This is a genomic window from Nocardia sp. NPDC055053 (genome assembly GCF_053608285.1).
Genome location: NZ_JBSGVD010000017.1, coordinates 118883 through 138608 on the forward strand (window position 1 = coordinate 118883; position 19726 = coordinate 138608).

17 protein-coding genes are annotated in these 19726 nt (G+C 65.7%); 7 read left to right on the top strand and 10 right to left on the bottom strand.

All coding sequences use genetic code 11. The features are described 5' to 3' along the window. Nucleotides 1-86 precede the first annotated feature (86 nt). The 3 genes from ACWF82_RS19515 (at nucleotide 87) to ACWF82_RS19525 (ending at nucleotide 3665) form a co-directional block, all read left to right on the top strand. Nucleotides 87-1556, top strand: coding sequence for a flavin-containing monooxygenase (locus tag ACWF82_RS19515; protein WP_452502979.1), 1470 nt, complete (start codon nucleotides 87-89; stop codon nucleotides 1554-1556). A 196-nt stretch (nucleotides 1557-1752) separates the two neighbouring features. After that, nucleotides 1753-2304, top strand: coding sequence for a DUF2637 domain-containing protein (locus tag ACWF82_RS19520; RefSeq protein ID WP_452502981.1), 552 nt, complete (start codon nucleotides 1753-1755; stop codon nucleotides 2302-2304). Between the two features lie 77 nt (nucleotides 2305-2381). Next, entirely contained in the window at nucleotides 2382-3665 is a 1284-nt protein-coding gene (locus ACWF82_RS19525) for a class I SAM-dependent methyltransferase (RefSeq protein ID WP_452502983.1), read from the top strand. 12 nt (nucleotides 3666-3677) lie between these two features. Here ACWF82_RS19525 and ACWF82_RS19530 read toward each other — a convergent pair whose 3' ends face one another. Then, nucleotides 3678-4706 (bottom strand): alpha/beta fold hydrolase, encoded by a 1029-nt coding sequence (locus tag ACWF82_RS19530; protein WP_452502984.1) that lies wholly within the window; start codon nucleotides 4704-4706, stop codon nucleotides 3678-3680. Between the two features lie 538 nt (nucleotides 4707-5244). Then, nucleotides 5245-5610: a VOC family protein gene (locus tag ACWF82_RS19535; protein ID WP_452502986.1), complete on the bottom strand. Its 366-nt coding sequence runs from the start codon at nucleotides 5608-5610 to the stop codon at nucleotides 5245-5247. A 342-nt stretch (nucleotides 5611-5952) separates the two neighbouring features. Between ACWF82_RS19535 and ACWF82_RS19540 the strand changes: the two genes are divergently transcribed. Together ACWF82_RS19540 and ACWF82_RS19545 are read left to right on the top strand one after the other, a co-directional pair. After that, on the top strand, nucleotides 5953-6324 hold the full coding sequence (locus ACWF82_RS19540) for a nuclear transport factor 2 family protein (protein WP_452502988.1): 372 nt from the start codon (nucleotides 5953-5955) through the stop codon (nucleotides 6322-6324). A gap of 4 nt (nucleotides 6325-6328) precedes the next feature. After that, nucleotides 6329-7210 carry an AraC family transcriptional regulator gene (locus ACWF82_RS19545; RefSeq protein WP_452502990.1) on the top strand — a complete coding sequence of 294 codons (882 nt, stop codon included), beginning with the start codon at nucleotides 6329-6331 and terminating at the stop codon, nucleotides 7208-7210. An 85-nt stretch (nucleotides 7211-7295) separates the two neighbouring features. On the opposite strand, the gene gudD is transcribed toward ACWF82_RS19545, so the two are convergent. From gudD to ACWF82_RS19560, 3 genes are all read right to left on the bottom strand, one after another. Continuing rightward, nucleotides 7296-8642 carry a glucarate dehydratase gene (gudD, locus tag ACWF82_RS19550; protein ID WP_452502992.1) on the bottom strand — a complete coding sequence of 449 codons (1347 nt, stop codon included), beginning with the start codon at nucleotides 8640-8642 and terminating at the stop codon, nucleotides 7296-7298. Next, entirely contained in the window at nucleotides 8639-10069 is a 1431-nt protein-coding gene (locus ACWF82_RS19555; RefSeq protein WP_452502994.1) for an MFS transporter, read from the bottom strand. The genes gudD and ACWF82_RS19555 overlap by 4 nt, the downstream gene beginning before the upstream one ends. 176 nt (nucleotides 10070-10245) lie before the next feature. After that, nucleotides 10246-11130: a LysR substrate-binding domain-containing protein gene (locus ACWF82_RS19560; RefSeq protein WP_452502996.1), complete on the bottom strand. Its 885-nt coding sequence runs from the start codon at nucleotides 11128-11130 to the stop codon at nucleotides 10246-10248. Nucleotides 11131-11204: 74 nt separating this feature from the next. On the opposite strand from ACWF82_RS19560, the gene kdgD reads away from it, so the two are divergent. Both kdgD and ACWF82_RS19570 read left to right on the top strand, forming a co-directional pair. Next, nucleotides 11205-12119, top strand: a complete 915-nt coding sequence (gene kdgD / locus ACWF82_RS19565) for a 5-dehydro-4-deoxyglucarate dehydratase (RefSeq protein WP_452502998.1) — start codon at nucleotides 11205-11207, stop codon at nucleotides 12117-12119. After that, nucleotides 12119-13720: an aldehyde dehydrogenase (NADP(+)) gene (locus tag ACWF82_RS19570; protein WP_452503000.1), complete on the top strand. Its 1602-nt coding sequence runs from the start codon at nucleotides 12119-12121 to the stop codon at nucleotides 13718-13720. The genes kdgD and ACWF82_RS19570 overlap by 1 nt, the downstream gene beginning before the upstream one ends. A 302-nt stretch (nucleotides 13721-14022) precedes the next feature. On the opposite strand, the gene ACWF82_RS19575 is transcribed toward ACWF82_RS19570, so the two are convergent. The 5 genes from ACWF82_RS19575 to ACWF82_RS19595 form a co-directional block, all read right to left on the bottom strand. Then, complete coding sequence (locus tag ACWF82_RS19575; protein ID WP_452503002.1) at nucleotides 14023-15126, bottom strand: hypothetical protein; 1104 nt, start codon at nucleotides 15124-15126, stop codon at nucleotides 14023-14025. A gap of 294 nt (nucleotides 15127-15420) precedes the next feature. After that, entirely contained in the window at nucleotides 15421-15951 is a 531-nt protein-coding gene (locus ACWF82_RS19580; protein WP_452503003.1) for a hypothetical protein, read from the bottom strand. 1134 nt (nucleotides 15952-17085) lie between these two features. Then, a complete protein-coding gene (locus ACWF82_RS19585; protein WP_452503005.1) occupies nucleotides 17086-17247 on the bottom strand; it encodes a hypothetical protein in 162 nt (53 codons plus the stop codon). Nucleotides 17248-17291: 44 nt separating this feature from the next. Next, nucleotides 17292-18833 carry an aldehyde dehydrogenase family protein gene (locus ACWF82_RS19590; RefSeq protein ID WP_452503007.1) on the bottom strand — a complete coding sequence of 514 codons (1542 nt, stop codon included), beginning with the start codon at nucleotides 18831-18833 and terminating at the stop codon, nucleotides 17292-17294. 253 nt (nucleotides 18834-19086) lie between these two features. Then, complete coding sequence (locus ACWF82_RS19595; RefSeq protein ID WP_452503009.1) at nucleotides 19087-19722, bottom strand: hypothetical protein; 636 nt, start codon at nucleotides 19720-19722, stop codon at nucleotides 19087-19089. Nucleotides 19723-19726: the final 4 nt, after the last annotated feature.

The following is a 19726-nucleotide window of genomic DNA, read 5'->3' on the forward strand; positions in this document are numbered from 1 at the left end:
CGGCGGAGTCCGACGAAGGAGTCGCTATAACCACGCAGACCTCAGCGCAGCCGGGGACCGGCGCATCGACCACCGATCATGTCGACGTGGCGATCATCGGCGCGGGCATCTCCGGCATCGGCGCAGGCCGGTACCTCCGAAAGCTGCTGCCGCACAAGAGCTTCACCATCCTCGAGGCTCGCGGCGACCTCGGCGGCACCTGGGATCTGTTCCGGTACCCTGGCATCCGCTCCGACTCGGACCTGCACACCTTCGGCTACGAGTTCAAGCCGTGGCGCGACGAGCAATCGATCGCCGACGGGGAACGGATCCTGTCCTACCTGCGCGAAACCGCCACCGAGAACGGACTCGACGAGACAATCCGTTACCACCACAAGGTCATCGGCGGTTCCTGGTCGTCCGAGGAGGCGCGCTGGACGCTGCGGGCCGAACGCACCGACACCGGCGAACTCGTCGAACTGACCGCCGACTGGATCTTCTCCGCCGCCGGTTACTACAACTACGACGAGGGATTCACCCCCGAGTTCACCGGCCGCGACCGCTTCCAGGGCACCATCGTCCACCCGCAGCACTGGCCCGCGGACCTCGACTACACCGGAAAGCGCGTCGTGGTGATCGGCAGTGGCGCCACCGCGGTCACCTTGATTCCGGCGATGGCGGATACCGCTGCGCACGTGACGATGCTGCAGCGCACCCCCACCTATATCCTGCCGGTGCCGAGGAAGGACCCGATCGCCAACGCGCTGAAGAAGATCCTCGGCGACGAACGCGGCTACGCCATGACCCGGCGCAAGAACATCGCCCAGCAGAAGCTCGTCTGGAGCCTCTCGGAGAAGTACCCGGACCGGATGCGCCGGTTCATCCGGTGGTCCAACGCCAAGCAGCTGCCCGAGGGCTATCCGGTCGACGAACACTTCAACCCGCCCTACAACCCCTGGGCGCAGCGCCTGTGCACCGTCCCCGACGGTGACCTGTTCAAGGCCATCCGGAACGGCAGAGCATCGGTGGTCACCGACCGCATCGACACCTTCACCGAGAACGGCATCCTGCTGCAATCCGGACATGCACTCGAAGCCGACATCATCATCACCGCAACAGGTCTCAACGTCCAAGCGTTCGGCGACGTCCCCGTCACCGTCGACGGCCGGGCGATCGAACTGCCCGACACGGTGGCCTACAAGGGCTTGATGCTCTCGGGAATCCCGAACCTGGCCTACGCCATCGGCTACACCAACTCCTCGTGGACGTTGAAGATCGGCCTGCTGTGTGAGCACTTCTGCCGTCTCCTCGCCCACATGGACGACAACGGCTACCAGATCGCACACGCCGAGGTGACCGACAAGACCATGCCCACCCGGCCGTTCCTCGACTTCGCCGCGGGCTACATCCAGCGCGTCGTCGACCAGCTGCCCAAGCAGGGCGACCGGATGCCGTGGCGGACATCGATGAACTACCACGACGACGTGCGGATCCTGCGGGAGGCAAGCATTCTCGATCCCGAACTGCACTTCGAACGCGCGGTCGCCGCCCTGCCCTCCGCATCGGTGTCCGCGTGAGCGCGGATACCTCGAGGTCGGCACGCGGCGCCGGAGCACCGCCCTCGTGGCGAAGTTTGTGCGGTGTCTACTGCGCGCGTGGCCGTACGCTGTTGAGTGCCTGCATGTTTGGTGGCCGTAGCCCGTAGGATGGAGCCTGATGGACCACACGGACCCTTTCCCCCGCCCTGTTCCGTTCACGGTACCGAAGCTGCTCGTGGGCTTAGGGTCCCTATTGGTTGTCGCCGCGGCGATCGCGTCGTTCACCTTCACCTCCACCCTCGCGCGGGCGGCGGGAATTCCTGAGCACCTGACCTGGCTGTGGCCGGTCGTGGTCGGACTCACCGTCGCGCTGGTCGCCTGCACCTTCATCACGTTGGTCGGTATCCGCGACGAGAAGGCCACGTCCATGGTGCGGGTCTACGAGTTGCTGCTCGTCGCCGCCGTGCTGGCCAGCATCTTCGGCAACGTGCTGGCCATCTCCCGCGATCCGATCGAGATGGGCACCCTCGGGATCGCGACCGTTGTCTCCGTTCCCCCGATCTGCCTGATGATCTGCGTGGGCAACTACCTGCTGCTCACGGCGGTCGTACCCGTCCGCATCGTCGCCGCGATCCCCGAGGACGACTGGCGACTGAGGGTCCTCGGCATCCCCACCGCACCGTTGCCGCCGAAAGACCCGAACCCCGCCCCCCACGACGGCGCCGCATGGTGGGACCAGCACCGCAGCGAGGCACGAACTCCGACGACACCGAAGACCCGGACATAAGGGGCGAACTCACCGGCGCGAGCTCGGTTACTGCGTCGTTGCCCTAGCGGCGGCGCGACGCGGGCCATAGTGGTCGCATGGGTAACCAGACCACGGTCGCTGCCGCGATCGAACCTCTGCTGCGGGCCACCTTGGGACCCCACCCCGCGGTGGGGTTCGAATTCTGGGACGGCAGCACGATCCAGCCCGACGGTGCGAGCCCCGGCACGATGCGCGTTCGATCCGAGGACGCGCTGCGCCACCTGGTCTGGGCGCCCGGCGAACTCGGCGTGGCGCGTGCCTTCGTCTCCGGCACGGTGGATCTCGACGGCGACATCTTCGCGATGCTTCGAGCGCTCCAGTCGACCGCGCCGAACGACGCCCGCCTCGGTCTCGGCGCGGCCTGGCGGGCCGTCGGCGCGGCCCGGCGACTCGGGGCGCTCGGCCGCCGCCCGGACATACCGCCGGAGGAGGCGCGACCGCGGCGCGGACCGTTGCACACCAAACGTCGCGACGCGGCGGCGATCAGTCATCACTACGACGTCGGCAACGACTTCTACCGGCTGGTGCTCGGCCCGAGCATGACCTACTCCTGCGCGCGGTTCGTGCCGGACGACGACGGTTCGCTCGAGGACGCCCAGCACGCCAAGCACGACCTGGTCTGCCGCAAGCTGGGCTTGGCCGAGCAGACGGGTATGCGCTTGCTCGACGTGGGATGCGGCTGGGGTTCCATGGCGATGCACGCGGCGTCGACCTACGGGGCACAGGTCGTCGGCGTCACCATCAGCAGTGCCCAGGTCGAGCTCGCCCGCCGGCGAGTCGCCGACGCGGGTCTGGCCGGCAGCGTCGAGATCAGGCTCGCCGACTATCGGGACCTGCGCGGCGAAGAGTTCGACGCGATCTCCTCGATCGGCATGTTCGAACACGTCGGCTCCAGCAACGCCGCCGAATACTTCGACACGCTGCGCGCACTGCTGCGCCCGCGCGGGCGGCTGCTCAACCACGCGATCTCCTCGCCGGGCGGCTCCGTCATGCAGAATCGTTCCTTCATCGGGCGCTATGTCTTCCCGGACGGCGAACTCGTCGACGTGGGTGAAGTCGTTCTTGCCATGGAACGCGCCGGATTCGAAGTTCGTGACGTCGAAGCCCTGCGCGAGCACTACGCGCGCACCCTTCGCCATTGGCTCGCGAATCTGGAAAACGCTGGGGAACAAGCGGTTTCACTCGCCGGCGAAGGGCGAGCTCGAGTCTGGCGGCTCTATATGGCCGCCTCCGCGCTGGGTTTCGAGGGCGGCGGTCTCGGGATCCACCAGGTGCTCGGCGTTGTGCCGGAATCAACAGGGAACGCCGACATGCCTGCGACACGGCGCGACTGGGGCTAGGCGCCGGCGCGCTCACCCGCGAAGGAATCTCAACAGCTCCGCGGTGACGAACCGCGGGTTCTCTTCGACGAGCCAATGACCTGCGTTCGGAACGTCCACCGCGTGCACGATATTGGTCAATCGGGCCGCCGCGCTCGCCCGGACCGGGTCGAGCTGTCCCTGCGCGGTCATGAGCAGCGTCGGGACACTTGTCGGCGCCGCCGCCACCGAGTCGCGGACATCTTGTTCCAGGGCACGGTACAGCTCGAAACCACCGGCCAGTTTCTCGGGCCGACTGTAAGTCCTTGCGTACTCGTCGATTTCGGCATCAGTGAATGGGGAACGCCGCGAGGTGCCACCGAAAGCCGTTCCGCCGAAAGCGACCTGGGGATAGAACAAAGCCAGGTAGCCACGGACATCGTCGCCGACCACCGCCTCGGGGACCTCTCGCTGGGAATGGAAGGCGATGTGCCAGCTCATCGAGCGGTAGGTAGCGGCGTCTACCGCGGGCCCGGGGAGCGGAAGGTCGAGGTATCCGAGCCGAGCGGTGTCAGCGGGAAACTGGCTGGCGTAGTGGAAGGCCACCGCGGCGCCGAAGTCGTGCCCGACGATCTGCGCATCGCGCACCCCGAGCCGGTCCGCGACAAGAGTATGGACGTAGCGCGCCAGGGTGGCCTTGCTGTACCCGCTCGGTGAGCCGCTGCTGTCCCCCAGCCCGGGAAGGTCGACGGCGTAGACGGTGTGCTGCTCGGCGAGCGCGGGCATGATCTGCCACCAGCCGTACCAGGTCTGCGGCCATCCGTGGATGAGCACCACCGGCGACCCGCTCCCTCCGGTCACGTAATGCATACGCACACCGTCGACATCGGCGAACTCGTGCCGGAAGGTCTTGCCGAACTCCGGATCGCCGTGCGTCGCGACCGCATAGGAGGGAACCTCCGCCGCGGTCGTCATGCCGCACGCCGCGGAGCCGACCGTGAGCATCGCGGCGATCGCGGTGACGGCCACCGCGCGGGCGTATCGATGCAGTCGGCCTGTCGACGGTTGAGCTGCGATAGTCATCGTGTCTTCCTGGGGGGTAGGGATTTTCGGCCCCGCCAGTTTTGGCCGACGCTGCGAGGCATTGCAAGACATCTTGCTGATTCGGCAAACCGGGGCCACCACAGCGGTATCCCATCCTGTATCCGCGTCCATCGCAGGTTCGGTTGTCGGCAAGCCGGAATCCGCAGAAACGCCGGTATCCGTCTCAGCCCGAGCGCCTGGCCTGAGTCGACGTGGTCTCTTCGCGGTTGTGGCGTCCGCCCTACCGGTAGCGGCAGCAGCAATCACTGCACCGCTGATGTTTCGGGGATCGCCCTCCCTCGTGCTGGCCGGACACACTGACACGATCTATACGGCTGCCTTCAGCCCTGGCGAATACTGCCCGCCGCGCTGCCGTCAACGCGCCTGTCGGCAGCGCATAGCCGGATAACCGTAGCGACGCGCCACCAGTTTGCCGAGTTCGATCATGGCGTCGGCGCGACCGGCTTCGGCAGCTCGGCGCCCCATCTACCGTATTCCTGCGACGCGCAGCGCCTACAAGCACGCGGTAGCAGGTCGATCAGCCCGCCAGGAATTCGAGGCGGTTGCCAACCGGATCGGCCATATGGAAACGACGACGACCAGGGATCTCGGCTGGATCAGCCCAGTGGATTTCGTAGCCGGCGGCCATGACCGCGGCCGCGACTGCGTCTACATCGACGACGAAGGCGGGGTGGGCTTTCCGCGCGGGGTGAAAGGGATCCTCGATGCCGACGTGGAGTTCGCCGTCCGGGCCACCGGTGCCCGGGACCGCGAACCAGCATCCGCCACGAGCGGCGAGCATGGGAGGTTTGGGGAGTTCCATCCACCCGAGAACTTCGGTGTAGAACGCCCGCATACGGTCTTCGGCCCCGGGCGGACAAGCGATTTGAACGTGATGGATCACAGGTCCCCTCCTCCTGACATATCTTGCAGGACAAGCGTACTGCTTGGCTTAGCGTTCCGCGTTCGGAACCCGTCCTGACTCATCTTCGCAACCCAGACTGCGCCTCACCCCGCGATAGATCGTCCGGGGCGCCGTAACCGGCTGTGCCGCAAGATGTCTGGTGCGCCCGCGCGCTCGAACAGTTCCTGTCGGTTGACCGGCGCCCTCATCGAAGGGCTCCAGTGATTGGGAGACAGAATTGAGGCCGAGTCCGCACAGAATGTCAAGAGTTGGGGTGGCGTCTCGTCGCAGGATGGTGGGCGCCGACGGGTCAGCGTCGGTCACCGAGCGAAAGGCAACGACATGACCGAGCACCAGATCGACGAGCGTGAGACGTGGGAGACCTACGTCGCGTCGTGGAAGGCAGCGACCGAGGCCGAGAAGAAGGCGATCTTCGCCGAGTCGCTGGCTCCCGACTGCGTCTACACCGACCCGATCTCCCGGACGCGGGGTTGGGACGAGCTGATCGCGTACATGATCGATTTCCACCGGCAAGTTCCGGGCGGCCATTTCGTCACCCGGCGCTTGCAGGTCCATCACCGAGCCTGCCTGGCGCATTGGGACATGCTCGCCGGCGATGGGACAGTGCTGGGCGATGGGATCAGCCATGGGCAGTTCGGCGAGGATGGCAGGCTGGTCGCCATGACCGGCTTCTTCGACACCCCCGACCAGTGATCCGGTGAACTACCTCGACCAGCTCCAGCTCGGGGTCGACCACATCGAGACCAATCTGGACTTCGAGCTGCCGCTGGCCGAGGTGGCCGAAGCGGCGGGGGTGAGCCGCTGGCACTTCCAGCGGATCTTCTCGGCGGTAACCGGCGAGACGCTGAAAACCTACATCCGCTCCCGCCGCCTGGCCCGGTCGCTGGAGCGGCTGGCCTGCACCGACATGCGGATCATCGACATCGCCATCCTGGCCGGCTTCGAGTCCCAGGAGACCTTCACCCGGGCCTTCCGCAAAGCGTTCGACATGACCCCCTACGAGTTCCGCAAGCTGGGCCGACGCAACCTCTTCCTCCACAAGGCCGAGTTCGACGCCGAATACCTCCGCCATATCACCACCAACCTCACCATGGAGCCGGAGATCATCGAACAGCAGCCGATGATCCTGGTCGGGATGCGCACCCGGTTCTTCAGCGTCGACAGCGAGAAGAACAACATCGCCGACCAGCTCCCGCCCCTGTGGGACGCCTTCCTCGCACGACTGGACGAGGTAGAGCACCGCACCGGCCACATTTGCTACGGCGTCATCCGCGCGGAGAACCCTGACAGCGACCACCTCGTGTACGACGCCGCCATCGAGGTCTCGAGAGTCGACACGGTGCCCGAACACATGTTCCGCTTCGACGTGCCCGCCGCCACCTACGCACATTTCACCCACCGGGGCCCCGCCACCAGCCTGAACCTCACTGTGAACTACATCTACTCCACGTGGTTGACCGGCTCCGACGACCGCCGCCACACCTATGGCCCGGACCTGGAGATCTACGGCGAGAAATATGAGTCCGACCGCCTCGACTCGGTCATGAGCTACGCCATCCCCATCAGCTCAGGACCATAACCAAGCCGACCATTGTGGCGATGCCCGCTCGAACCCGCCGGGCGCTGTGGCATGCGCCCCGACGATGCGAATCGGCCTCGGGCGTTCAGCGGGCCAGGCACGGGCGTTTGCTGTCGAAGTGCCAGCCGGGAATGAGGTACTGCATGGTGGCGGCGTCGTCTCGATCGCCCAGGCCGGCGCGCTGGTACAGCTCGTGGGCGGCGGCCACCCGTTCCTCGTCGAGTTCGACACCGAGGCCTGGTCGCTGTGGCACCGCGATCTCGCCGTCGACGATGCGGAACGGCTCGCGGGTGATCCGCTGGCCGTCCTGCCAGATCCAGTGCGTGTCGATGGCGGTGATGTCGCCGGGGGCGGCGGCGGCCACATGGGTGAACATGGCCAGCGAAACGTCGAAATGGTTGTTGGAGTGTGAACCCCAGGTCAGGCCCCAGGCGTCGCAGAGCTGGGCAACACGCACCGACCCGGCCATCGTCCAGAAGTGCGGGTCGGCCAGTGGGATGTCGACCGCGCCCGCACGGACGGTATGGCCGAGTTCGCGCCAGTCGGTGGCGATCATGTTGGTCGCGGTAGGCAGGCCGGTCGCGCGTTTGAATTCGGCCATCACCTCCCGGCCGGAGAATGTGCCTTCGGGGCCGACCGGATCCTCGGCGTAGGCGAGTACATCGGTGAGGTCGCGGCATAGTGCGACGGCCTCCCTGAGCAGCCAGCCGCCGTTGGGGTCGAGGGTGATCTTGGCGTCGGGGAACTCCTCGGCCAGTGCCCGGACCGCGACCGCTTCCTCCGGACCGGGCAGCACGCCGCCTTTGAGTTTGAAGTCCCGGAAGCCGTAGCGGGCGCGGGCCGCACGGGCCAGGTCGACGACCGCCTCCGGAGTGAGGGCTTGTTCGTGGCGTAGCCGGGTCCAGTCGTCGGCATCGGCGGGTTCATCGGCGGCCGAGCGGTACGGCAGGTCGGTGCGGGTGCGGTCGCCGACGAAGAACAGATACCCCAGGGTGGGGACGGTGGCGCGCTGCACGCCGTCGCCGAGCAGTGCGGCTACCGGCACCTCGAGATGCTGCCCGAGCAGATCCAGCAGGGCGGATTCGACGGCGGTCACCGCGTGCACGGTGACTCGCAGGTCGAAGGTCTGGTTGCCGCGGCCACCCGCGTCGCGAGCGGCGAAGGCACGGCGGATGTCGCCGAGGATCGCGTGGTGGTCGCCGATGCTGCGGCCGACCACCAGGTCGCCGGCATCGACCAGGGTGGTTCTGATGCGTTCACCGCCGGGCACCTCGCCCACACCGGTCCGGCCTTCGGAATCGGTGAGGATCACCAGGTTCCGGGTGAAGTAGGGCGCGTGGGCACCGCTGAGATTGAGCAGCATGCTGTCGTGCCCGGCGATCGGCACGACGCGCATACCGGTGACGCGGGGGGTGCGGGGCGAGTGGTTCATGAGCGGTTCTCCACGATGACGGGGGCGGCGAGGGTTGCACGGGATGCCGGAGAGACGAGTACCGGGCTGGGACGGGTGGAATCGGAAGGCTCGAGATCGACGGGGTCCACCGGATCCGGATCCCCGGTAGTCCTCGGCGCCTGCTTGCGGATCAGCAGCACCGACACGGCGGCCACCAGGGAAGCCGCGGCCAGCGCGTACAGGCCCCAGGTGACATCGCCGGTCGCGGACTTCACCAGGCCGAAACCGTAGGGTGCGACGAATCCACCGAGGTTGCCGATCGAGTTGATGATGGCGATGGCGGGCGCGAGCACCAGGGGATGCAGTCCGGCCTGCGGGATCGTCCAGAACAGCGGGCTCGCGCTCTTGAAACCCATCGCGGCCACGCACAGGAAGGCCAGCGCGATCCACGGGGAAGCGACAGCCGCCAGAAACGTGCCGACGGCGGCGGTGAGCAGAGCGGCGACGAGCAGGGGTTTGCGATTGCCGGTGCGGTCGCCGACACGCGAGGTGACGTACATGGCCACGACCGCGCAGATCCACGGCAGGGACGACAGCAAACCGACGGTGATGTCGTTGGTGCCTTCGATACGGCGCACGATCGACGGGAGCCAGAATGTGTTGGCGTAGATCGAGAGCTGAATGGCGAAATAGATCCAGCAGAACAGCAGAAGTTTGGGCTCGGCCAGCATCCGCCACCGCGATGCGCGGTGCGCGACACCGGAATTGATCGCCTTGTCGGTTTCCTCCGCGGCAATCGTCTCGGCGAGTGCCTGCTTCTCACCGGCGGTCAACCATTTCGCGTCCGCAATGTGGGAATCGAGGAATCTGAAGGCGACTATGCCGATGACGACCGACAGCAATCCTTCCAGACCGAACAGCCATTGCCAGCCGTGCCAACCGAGCACGCCGTCGAGCGACAGGAGCGGCCCCGAGATCGGACCCGAAATGGCCGCTGCCACCGAAGATCCCGCCACGAAAAGTGCGGTCGCCCGGCCCCGGTGGCTGTTCGGCAGCCATTTGGCGAGGTAGAAGATGACAGCCGGGAAGAAGCCGGCTTCGGCGACACCGAGCAGGAATCGCAGCACGTAGAACATCGTGGCGTTCTGCACGAACATCATCGCGGCCGACACCAGGCCCCAGCTGATCATGATCCTGGTGAGCCATATCCGCGCGCCGAATCGCTCCATCATCACATTGCTCGGCAGCTCGAACATCGCGTAGGCGATAAAGAAGACGCCGGCACCGAATCCATAGGCGGCGGCGCCGATACCGACATCGGCTTCGAGGTATTCGCGGGCGTATCCGATGTTCGAGCGGTTGAGCTGATTGCAGATCAGCATGATGATGAACAGCGGCACGACGCGTCGAAAGAACTTCGACACAGCGGATTCGAGTTCCACTGCCGGCTGCCGAGTGAACGACATCGTTCACTCCTTTCGGTCAGACCACCACCGCGTGGCCGCGGTGCCGTGTGGGGGAAGGAAGCCTATCGGGCGAGGTGACTCGCCTCACACAACGAATGTAGGCAACCGCCCCGATTCCCGTCCAACACCGATTACGCATGGAATGATCCAGAAAAGGTATCGTCGAGTTGGCTGGTTTACGCGTCGCGGTTCAATTCTGCCAGCAACCGCAGCAATGCCGGATTGTCGTTGCCGCCCCGCCACGCGAGGTCGAGCTCCACCTCGGCGTCGACCACGGCCAGCGGCCGGTAGACCACGTGGTCGAACCGCATCCGGGCCGCGGACTCCGGCACCAGGGCCGCGCCCCAGCCGAGATCGACCAGCGCCAGGATGCTGTGCACCTGGGTCATGTACTGGGTGACCACCGGTACCACCGCGGCCCGGTGCAGGACAGCGGTGACCAGCTCGTGGAAGTAGCGTGCCTCGACCGGGGCGTGCATGACCATCGCCACCCCGTCCAGTGCGGTGACCGGGACCGGTTCTCCGTCACCGGCCAGCGGATGATCCTCGGGCAGTGCCACGATCAGCCCTTCGCGCACGAACCCCCTGGTGCTCAGGTCCGGCCGGGTCAGCGGCGGGCGGATCATGCCGAGGTCGAGCGCCCCTTCCGAGAGGGCCTCGACCTGCTCCATCGTCACCAGCTCACGTAACTCCAGGTCGACATCAGGCAGCGCCGCACGTGCGCGTGCCAGCACCCGCGGAAGTCCGGAGTGCACACTCGCGCCGGTGAAGCCGATCCGCACTACGCCACCGGTGCCCGCCGAGACCCGTCGCACCGCGAGGGAAGCGCGCTCGGCCTGCTGCAACATGCGGCGCGCGTCGACGAGGAAGGCCCGGCCGGCCACTGTCAGCTTCACACTGCGGTTGGAGCGGTCGAACAGTTCGGCGCCCAGCCCCTTCTCCAGGAGCTGGATCTGCCGGCTGAGCGGCGGCTGCGTCATCCGCAGTCGTTCGGCGGCCCGACCGAAATGGAGTTCCTCGGCGACCGCCACGAAATGGGTGAGCTGGGCGAACGTGAACAATGATACCTACCTTGTATTGATAGATAGGAAAAGAGTGTTGGACGTGAATCATATGTCGTTCCTAGGGTGAAGTCATGACCACTACCTCACCTACCGAGATCGCCACCAAGCTGGGTTCTGGCCTGCTGTCGTTCCCGGTCACCCATCTGCGTGCCGACGGGTCCTTCGACGAGACCGCCTACCGCGAACACATCGCCTGGCTCGGACAGCACGCGGCCGCCGGACTCTTCGCCGCGGGCGGCACCGGCGAGTTCTTCTCCCTCACTCCCGCGGAGGTGGAACAGGTGGTCACCGCCGCGGTGCGCGAGGCACCGGCTGGGCTGCCGGTCATCGCGCCCGTCGGCTACGGCACAGCCACCGCGGTCGAGATGGCCCGTGCCGCCGAGCGCGCCGGGGCACACGGCATCCTGCTGCTGCCGCCTTACCTCACCGAGGCAGGCCAGCGCGGACTGGTCGAACACGTTCGTCAGGTGTGCGCGGCCACGGACCTCGGCGTGATCATCTACTCGCGCGCCAATGCCGCATACTCCGCCGCGGCTGTCGCCGAACTGGCCGACCTGTGCCCGAACCTCATCGGATTCAAGGACGGAATCGGCAACATCGAGCAGATGACCCGCATCTACGCGGGCCTCGGCGACCGTCTCATGTACGTGGGCGGACTACCCACCGCCGAGATGTTCGCCCTGCCGTACCTGGCACTGGGCGTGACCACCTATTCCTCGGCCATCTTCAATTTCGTGCCCGAATTCGCGCTGAACTTCTATAACGCGGTCCGCCGGGGCGACGCGCCGTTCGTCCTGAACCACCTCGAAGAATTCGTCATCCCCTACTGCGATCTGCGCAACCGCGAGCCGGGCTACGCGGTGAGCATCATCAAAGCGGGCATGAAGGTGATCGGCCGTCCCGCCGGACCGGTCCGCAGCCCGCTGGTCGACCTCGACGACGTCGAACTGGCCGAACTGGCCGAACTCGTGAAGCGGGTGAGCTGATGACCGTCGCCGCCACCGTCACCGAAGAAATCACCGGCGCCAATCTGGTCGGCGACACCGATATTCCCGGCACCACAGCGCCATTCCGGGCCGTCGACCCCACCACCGGTCGGCACCTCGATCCGGAATACCTGGAAGCCGCAGGCGCGACTGTCGCCCGGGCCGCCGAACTGGCCTGGTCCGCCTTCGACACCTACCGGCACACCGGCCCCGAGCTGCGCGCGAACTTCCTGACTTCGGTCGCCGAGCAGATCGAGCGGCTCGGCGACACGCTGGTCGAACGCGTGATCGCCGAGAGCGGGCTGCCCGAGCCACGGGTGCGCGGCGAGATCGCCCGGACTACCGGACAGTTGCGCCTGTTCGCCGACGTGGTCCGCGAGGGCAGCTGGGCCGGGGCACGCCTGGACCGGCCGGATCCACAGCGCACCCCACTCCCGAAACCTGATCTGCGACAGCGGCGTATCCCGCTCGGGCCGGTCGCGGTCTTCGCGGCGAGCAACTTTCCGCTGGCCTTCTCCGTGGCGGGCGGGGACACCGCCGCCGCGCTGGCCGCGGGCGCCCCGGTGGTGGTCAAGGCTCATCCGTCCCATCCCGGCACCTCCGAGCTGGTCGGCCGCGCGATCCGCGCCGTCGTGCGCGCCAACGGCCTGCCCGAGGGCACTTTCTCCCTCCTGCACGGCGGCCGCGACACCGGCATGTCGCTCGTGCGAGACCCGCACATCCGTGCCGTCGGATTTACCGGTTCCCGTCAGGCCGGGCTCGCCCTCACGGCAACCGCTGCCGCACGCCCTGTGCCGATTCCCGTGTTCGCCGAAATGTCCAGCGTGAACCCGGTTTTCGTGCTTCCTGAGGCTTTGGCCGCCGACGGCGCAAGGCTCGGCGCGGAATTCGTCGCCTCACTCACCACCGGCGTCGGCCAGCTGTGCACCAGCCCGGGGCTGGTCTTCGTAGCCGACGGCGCGGGCGCGGATGCGTTCATCGACGCCGCCAGCGCCGCCATCGCCCAGACCAGCGGCGCGCCGATGCTCAACTCCGGCATCGCCACCGCCTTCACCGAGGGTGTTCGTCGGCTCGCCGGTACCCGCGAAGTCCGGCCCGTAGCGGCCGGCACCCCGGTCGCGTCTGCCTGCTCGGGAGTCCCTCACCTGTTCGTTACCACCGCGGAGCAGTTCCGCGCCCGACCCGCCCTGCGGGAGGAGATCTTCGGTCCCGCCTCGATCATCGTGCGAGTGGAACATCCCGAGGACTTCGCCGAACTCGTCACCGAACTCGACGGGCAGCTCACGGCCACCGTGCACGCGGCGGCAGGTGACCGCGATCTGGCTGCCGCCCTCTTGCCCGCACTCGAACTGCTCGCGGGCCGGGTGTTGTTCAACGGCTGGCCGACCGGGGTCGAAGTCGGCCACGCCGTCGTGCACGGCGGCCCCTACCCCGCCACCAGTGCACCCGCAACCACCTCCGTCGGCAGCCTCGCCATCGAACGCTTCCTGCGTCCGGTGTCCTATCAGAACATTCCTGACGAGCTACTCCCCGAGGAGATCCGTGACGCGAACCTGCTAGGGATCCCGCGGCGGATAGACGGCATCCTGACCGACAATTGACATAGCCGCCGGCATCGAACAGAGATCAGACCCGAACACGAGCACCCAGACTCAGCCCCTACCACTGACACTGGCCCACGGTCACCGGTATGACCACGTCCCCCAGTCGACCGCATGGTGTGGGGGTCGTGTCGCCAGGCACCGGTGGCGTCGAACGACCGATGATGGGGGACATGGCCACTGCACAGGTCTCTTTGTACTTGCAGCTCACCGATGGACAACGGCGAGCGCAATGATCTGCAGTCTCGCGCCGACGGCAATGCCTTACATCGCGGGCTGAACATGGTTGCGGCCGCTGTTGGTTAAGCTGCGGTTCTTCGCCTCGACGGCGGGTGAGATCGGTACAGTTTCGCCGATGGCCATCCGGTGGCGATGTCGTCGAGGCTGAGGCGATACCAGTCGGTCTCGGTGATGATGTGCAGGTCGGGACCTCGACCGATGACACGTGTGCGGGCGGCCAACGGCTGCCCGGTCGGTAGCGTCAGCCGGTATTCGCCGGTGGCGTGCATCCGCCCGCCGCTGAGAGTGCCGACGACCAGCCGCCCATCGACGGGACCATATCCCCCATACAGGGCGATGCGATCACCATCGACCGCGAGAGCTTCGGCCCCGAAGACGTCGTTGCGCCAACGGGTGAGTACCCCGTCCTCGATGCGGACGATGGAAAAATCGTCGTAATAGCACGTCCAGGTCGTGTTGCCGTCGATGTTCAGCGCGTAGCAGTCGTAGATGCTCGGCACGTTCGTCGAGAGCGACGTTGTGTCCCCGAATCGCCAGTCGAGCTGTAGGTCTGGAGTGAACCGAGCCAGTCCGCATGCACCAGGATTGGGTGAACCATCGGGAAGACAGCTGAAGAAGATTCCTTCGTCGGAGTAACCCACCCAGATATATCCGTCAGTACTCGTGTAGATATGCGCGATCCCGTGACCGAGTACCCCTTCGGCCACCACCGATCCAGCGTTGTCGTAGACGGCGGCGACGGTGAGGGGAAAGTAGTCCACCTGTGCCAACGACGCCAATGTGGCGCCGACCACGAGAGTCCCACCTTGGGGCAGCCTTTGCACTTTGTGGGGCGCCAGTTGCATGCCCGGGATGCGAGTGATGGTCGGCTGCGGCGTATACACGGCGACTCGGACAGTGACCGGCCGAGTCGCCCTGTATGCAAGTCGGGCGGTTGGGGTCCGACGCTCCATTGCCGTCGGGATGAGTGCACGCCGCTCCGCAGCCGAACACCACAATGCGATGACCTCACCCGCAGGTCCGACCGAGACGGCCATTCGCACATCGTCGGGTGCAGCGGGAGCGATCACCGCGTGATGGCGAACCTCCAGCGTGGGCAATGCCATCATCGCCGCGCGTCGTTCTTCGTCACTCAGCCACCACTGCTCTTGCCATTCGGTCAACATTGATCGGCCTCCGGAAGGTGCATTCGAGTGGGTTGTGTAGGTGCGTCGGCGCCTCTGTGCTTGGTCGGCGACGTTCCGTTCGTGGGCGACTGGTTTGATTCCGCGGCGTGTGGTCGGCGCCGTTACGGAGCAATACGGCGCCGACTCACGGCGGTGAGGCCACCTTGACGACGGTCCGGTACCGGCCACATCTCCACTACGGTCGAGAGGTCGGCCATCGGCAGGATCATGCGCCGTGGGCGCTCCGATCTCTGGCGGAATGTGGCCGCGGAACGTCATCAGATAGATGACGCATCATTCCACCTTGAAGGTCGCTTGATACCTTCCCCCGTCACCTTTGAAGTTCATCACCGCCTGAAGACTGTTCGGAGGCAGAACCAGCCGCTGTGGTCGTCCGAGCCAATCGTCGTCGCCAAAGGGAACGTCCATAAATTTGCCATTCAGACCGTGAAATGCCTCGGTTATTGCGCTGGCGAGAACTTCGACCCGATGGCTATTCGACTGCCCGACGGTACGGGCGAGTGCAGCCGTCCACGCCGCGTCGAGGACGGACCTGTAAGCGCTTTCCGTATCGCCATCGACGTCTCGATCCGCGTCTTCCTCAATTAGCGATACAATATACAACGACTCAGGCTCGTAAGCGGCGATCGCGATATCACGATTACGAGTGTCTCCATTGGTGAAATTATTCCAGTAGTCTCCTGGACCTCGGACTGTGAACTGCGTTTCAGAATTGATGCCACCGTCAGCGGGAACGCTCCCGCGAAAGGTCAGCAGGTAGACATCCTCAGATCCCCACTCGGCGGTAGCATTCGGAAGCGCCATCCTATCCACGATCACGCTCGCCTGACGAAGGCTGTAGTTGCTGCTACCGCTACGTTCGTGCGCGCCGCCTGCTGGACACGTCGAATTAGGCCTTCCTCCGAAGAACAACCCCTGGCACTTATGGCACCACCGCCAGTCGCTCTGCCATCCGGTGGTCGCGGGCAGGTCGAAGGCAAGGCTGTAGTTGCTACTACCAGCGGCTACGTGCGCACCGCCTGCTGGGCACCGCGGATTCGGGCTCCCTCCGAAGAACAACCCCTGGCACCTGTGGCACCACCGCCAATTGTTCTGCCATCCGGTGGTCGCGGGCAGGTCGAAGGTAAGGCTGTAGTTGCTGCTACCTGTACGCTCGTGCGCGCCTCCTGCCGGACACCTCGAGTTCGGCCTCCCTCCGAAGAATAACCCCTGACATTTACGGCACCAACGCCAGTCGTGCTGCTGGGGCATAACAATCATCTCCCGTGTGTGCGTAGCATTCGAAAGTCCTTGATCACCAACAAATCGAAACTCATTTGCGGTGACGTTCGGTTCGAAGAACTGTTTGTGTAGTACCTGCAATTCTTGGCTAATCGACTCACGGGAAGCATCACCCCTAGGGCTCACCCGCACGCACCCTTTAGTTGACTTTTGTGCACCCCATGCATCCGAGCCGACCGGGATCCTGTCGAGCACTGCGGGACACCGAATGGTGGACACGGAGCTGGTGAATAGCACCGCAGTCAGCGACTCTCCGGTCTTGGCGCGGTCGATGTCGGGTCGAACGCCGACGACGAATCCTCCCGCATTTGAGACTCCTGGTTCGTGGGGCACGCTGCCGGAGCTCGCTCTTGCCAACCGGAGCGGCGATGTCCCGGTTGTGTCGATCGGCGGATGAAGGATCATCAGCGAAGATGGCGCTCCGATATTTGAATCCGTCCGCGCCGACACTCCGGAAAGAGCGGTCTCCACTGCCCTCGCACCAGCAACACGGGATCAAGGCTGACGACCTGGTAACCACCAGGTCGTCAGGTCGAGGGTTTCCAGAGCACTACTGCTGCCCGGGCGTAGTACGAAGTCAGGCAGCGTAATACCCGATTCGGTCGATACTCTTGAAAACTGCTCCGCTGCAACGGAAACAGATGCCGTCGATACCGATCAGGCAACCACAATCTCCGACGGGGCGTTGTTCTTGTCCGCGTCGCGCGCCGCAGCGGTATCGGTGTGGCCGCCATCGACGAAGAGAAGACAGATCTGCACGCGCCACAGCCGGGCTATCGCGCCGGACTCACCAACGATAGCGATGACCTGGTCGGTCAAACCCTTGCGCACTACGGCCTACGAACACCCAGCCTGGCCTCGGGTTACGAGAGCAGCCATCTGCCGAGACGACTTCCGAAGCCGAATCGAACCAACGCTGCGAGCTGTCGCTCGGTCGCCGGAGAATACGGGTACCAGATCGCTTCCCGTTTCGCTCCACCGCGAGCGACCAGGACAGGTTGGGGATGCGTATAGCCACGCAAGCCCTCCGCGCCGTTGTTGATGTGTCCGAGCCCGCTGCTCTTGCGCCCGCCGAACGGCGCCTCCGGCACGCCGTAGATCACCGCGGCGTCGTTGTGGACGACGGATCCGGTGTCGAGCCTTGCCGCGATCCGGCGTGCTTTGGCACCGTCCTGAGTGAATATCGACCCGCTCAGGCCGTAGCGGCTGTCGTTGGCGAGCTCGATCGCCGCATCCTCGTCAGGCACCCGCATTATCGCCACGACCGGACCGAAGGTCTCCTCGGTCATCAGCTCCATCTCATGCGTCAGGCCGACAACGACCGTCGGTTCGAAATGCAGGCCATCTCCCCCTACCTGGTCGCCGCCGACAAGGATCGACGCCCCACGTCGGCGCGCGTCCTCGATATGCCGCTTCACCACGTCCAGCTGGCGGTCCCAGATCAAAGGACCGACATCGGCGGCCTGGTCACGACGGAAGCGTACCTGCTCAACCTGCTCCCGCACCCGCCGGATGAATTCGTCGGCAACGCTGTCCACCACGTAGACGCGTTCCACACTGAGGCACACCTGACCGCAGTTGAACAGCGACAAGTACACGGCCCCGGCCGCCGCGCGCTCGAGGTCGGCATCCGCGCAGACGATCATGGCGTCCTTGCCGCCCAGTTCCAGCGCACAGGGTTTCAGCGCCGCCCCGCACGCCGCGCCGACCTTGCGCCCCGTCGCGACGCTTCCGGTGAAGCAGATCTTGTCGACGTCCGAATCGACGAGCGCGGCACCTGTCTGTCCGTCACCGTGCAGGACCTGGACCACGTCCTCCGGAACACCGGCTTCCCGCAGTAGTCGAACAACCCACGCACCCGAATACGGCGCGACTTCAGACGGTTTGAGAATCACGGCGTTGCCCGCGAGCAACGCCTGGACGACCGGATTCAACGACAAGACGAACGGCGCGTTCCATGGCGTGATCACACCCACCACACCGAGCGGCTGGTAGTGCACGAACAGTTTCCGGAACGGCCGGATATATCCGTGCAAACCGCGACGCTCCGGGTTCAGAGCGCGCGCCGCGTGCGCGCTCCAGTAATTGATGAAGTCGCAGGACGGAACCAGCTCCATCGTCAGCGCCTCGATGCGCGGCTTGCCGGTCTCCGCGTGGACTGTATCGATGATCTCCTCGCGGCGGCGAACGAGGACGTCGAGCGCGCCGCGCACGATCCTCGCCCTTTCCCGCACCGGCAACGCCGCCCAAACAGGCTGGGCGGCACGGGCGCGGGCCACCGCCCGCTCGACGTCTTCCGGGGTGCTCACCACCAGTTCCCCGACCCGATGCCGATCGATCGGACTCTCCAGTGCGATCCGGCGCCGTCCGTCCGACGTCTCGGGCAGCGGTTGGGTTATGGCCATCAATTCTCCTTGGAACGCCGCGACTCACCCTCTATCCTGGCCACCATTCCATACTAATGTCTAGAGTGTTGTCCAGTTCCATGCTGTCAGCGAGGTCACCGAGGAACTGAAAGCGCTCTGAGACAGAGGGATTCGCGCCCGCCCAACGGGTGACCACACCGGGGACAGTGACCACCGGGTCGGGGTCGAGGACGTCGGCGGCGAACCACATGTCGTCGGCCCGGCGACGACACGTGATTCGAGGGGCGCGGTCCTATCTGGTCGGCAAGGCGTTCTGCAGACCACCGACATCGGTGATCTTCCACTCCGCGTTGCGATCCAGCGTCAGGGAGTAGGTCACGGTGGTCTGGGCACCGGCCGGGGTTTGCGCGCTCGTCGAGGTCACCGTGAGATAGGCGTTCACCTTGTAGATTCCGCCTGCCTCGGAGATCACCTGCGCCGACAGCGGCGTCGCCGTGGACGTCCACTGCAACGGCAGCAGAATCTGCTCCAGCTGTGGGGAGGTGGCCTCGAACTTCGCCGCCAGTTCGGGGGTGGTGCCCGCTTTCAGGCGGTTCAGCCATGCTCGGGTGTCGCGATAGTCGATCGTCGAGGCACCCACCGCGTAATTCGACGCGACCTGTTCGGCATGCCGGTCGTCAGCGGACTTCGCATCCCGTGCGGCCAGGTCGGCGTCGGCCGATCGGTAGAGCATCGCGAAAACCACGGTCGATACGAGCAGTGCCACGATCGCGAACGCGGCCACGAGCGTGGTCAACGACAACGACACCGTCCGCTCGCCCACCCGGGGCAGTCGAGATCCGCGTGTCGCCACGGACGCCTGAGCGGTGGATGTGTCGTCGACGTCCACTGTCGCGGTGTCGCCGACCTCGTCTGTCCGCGTTGTCATGTGC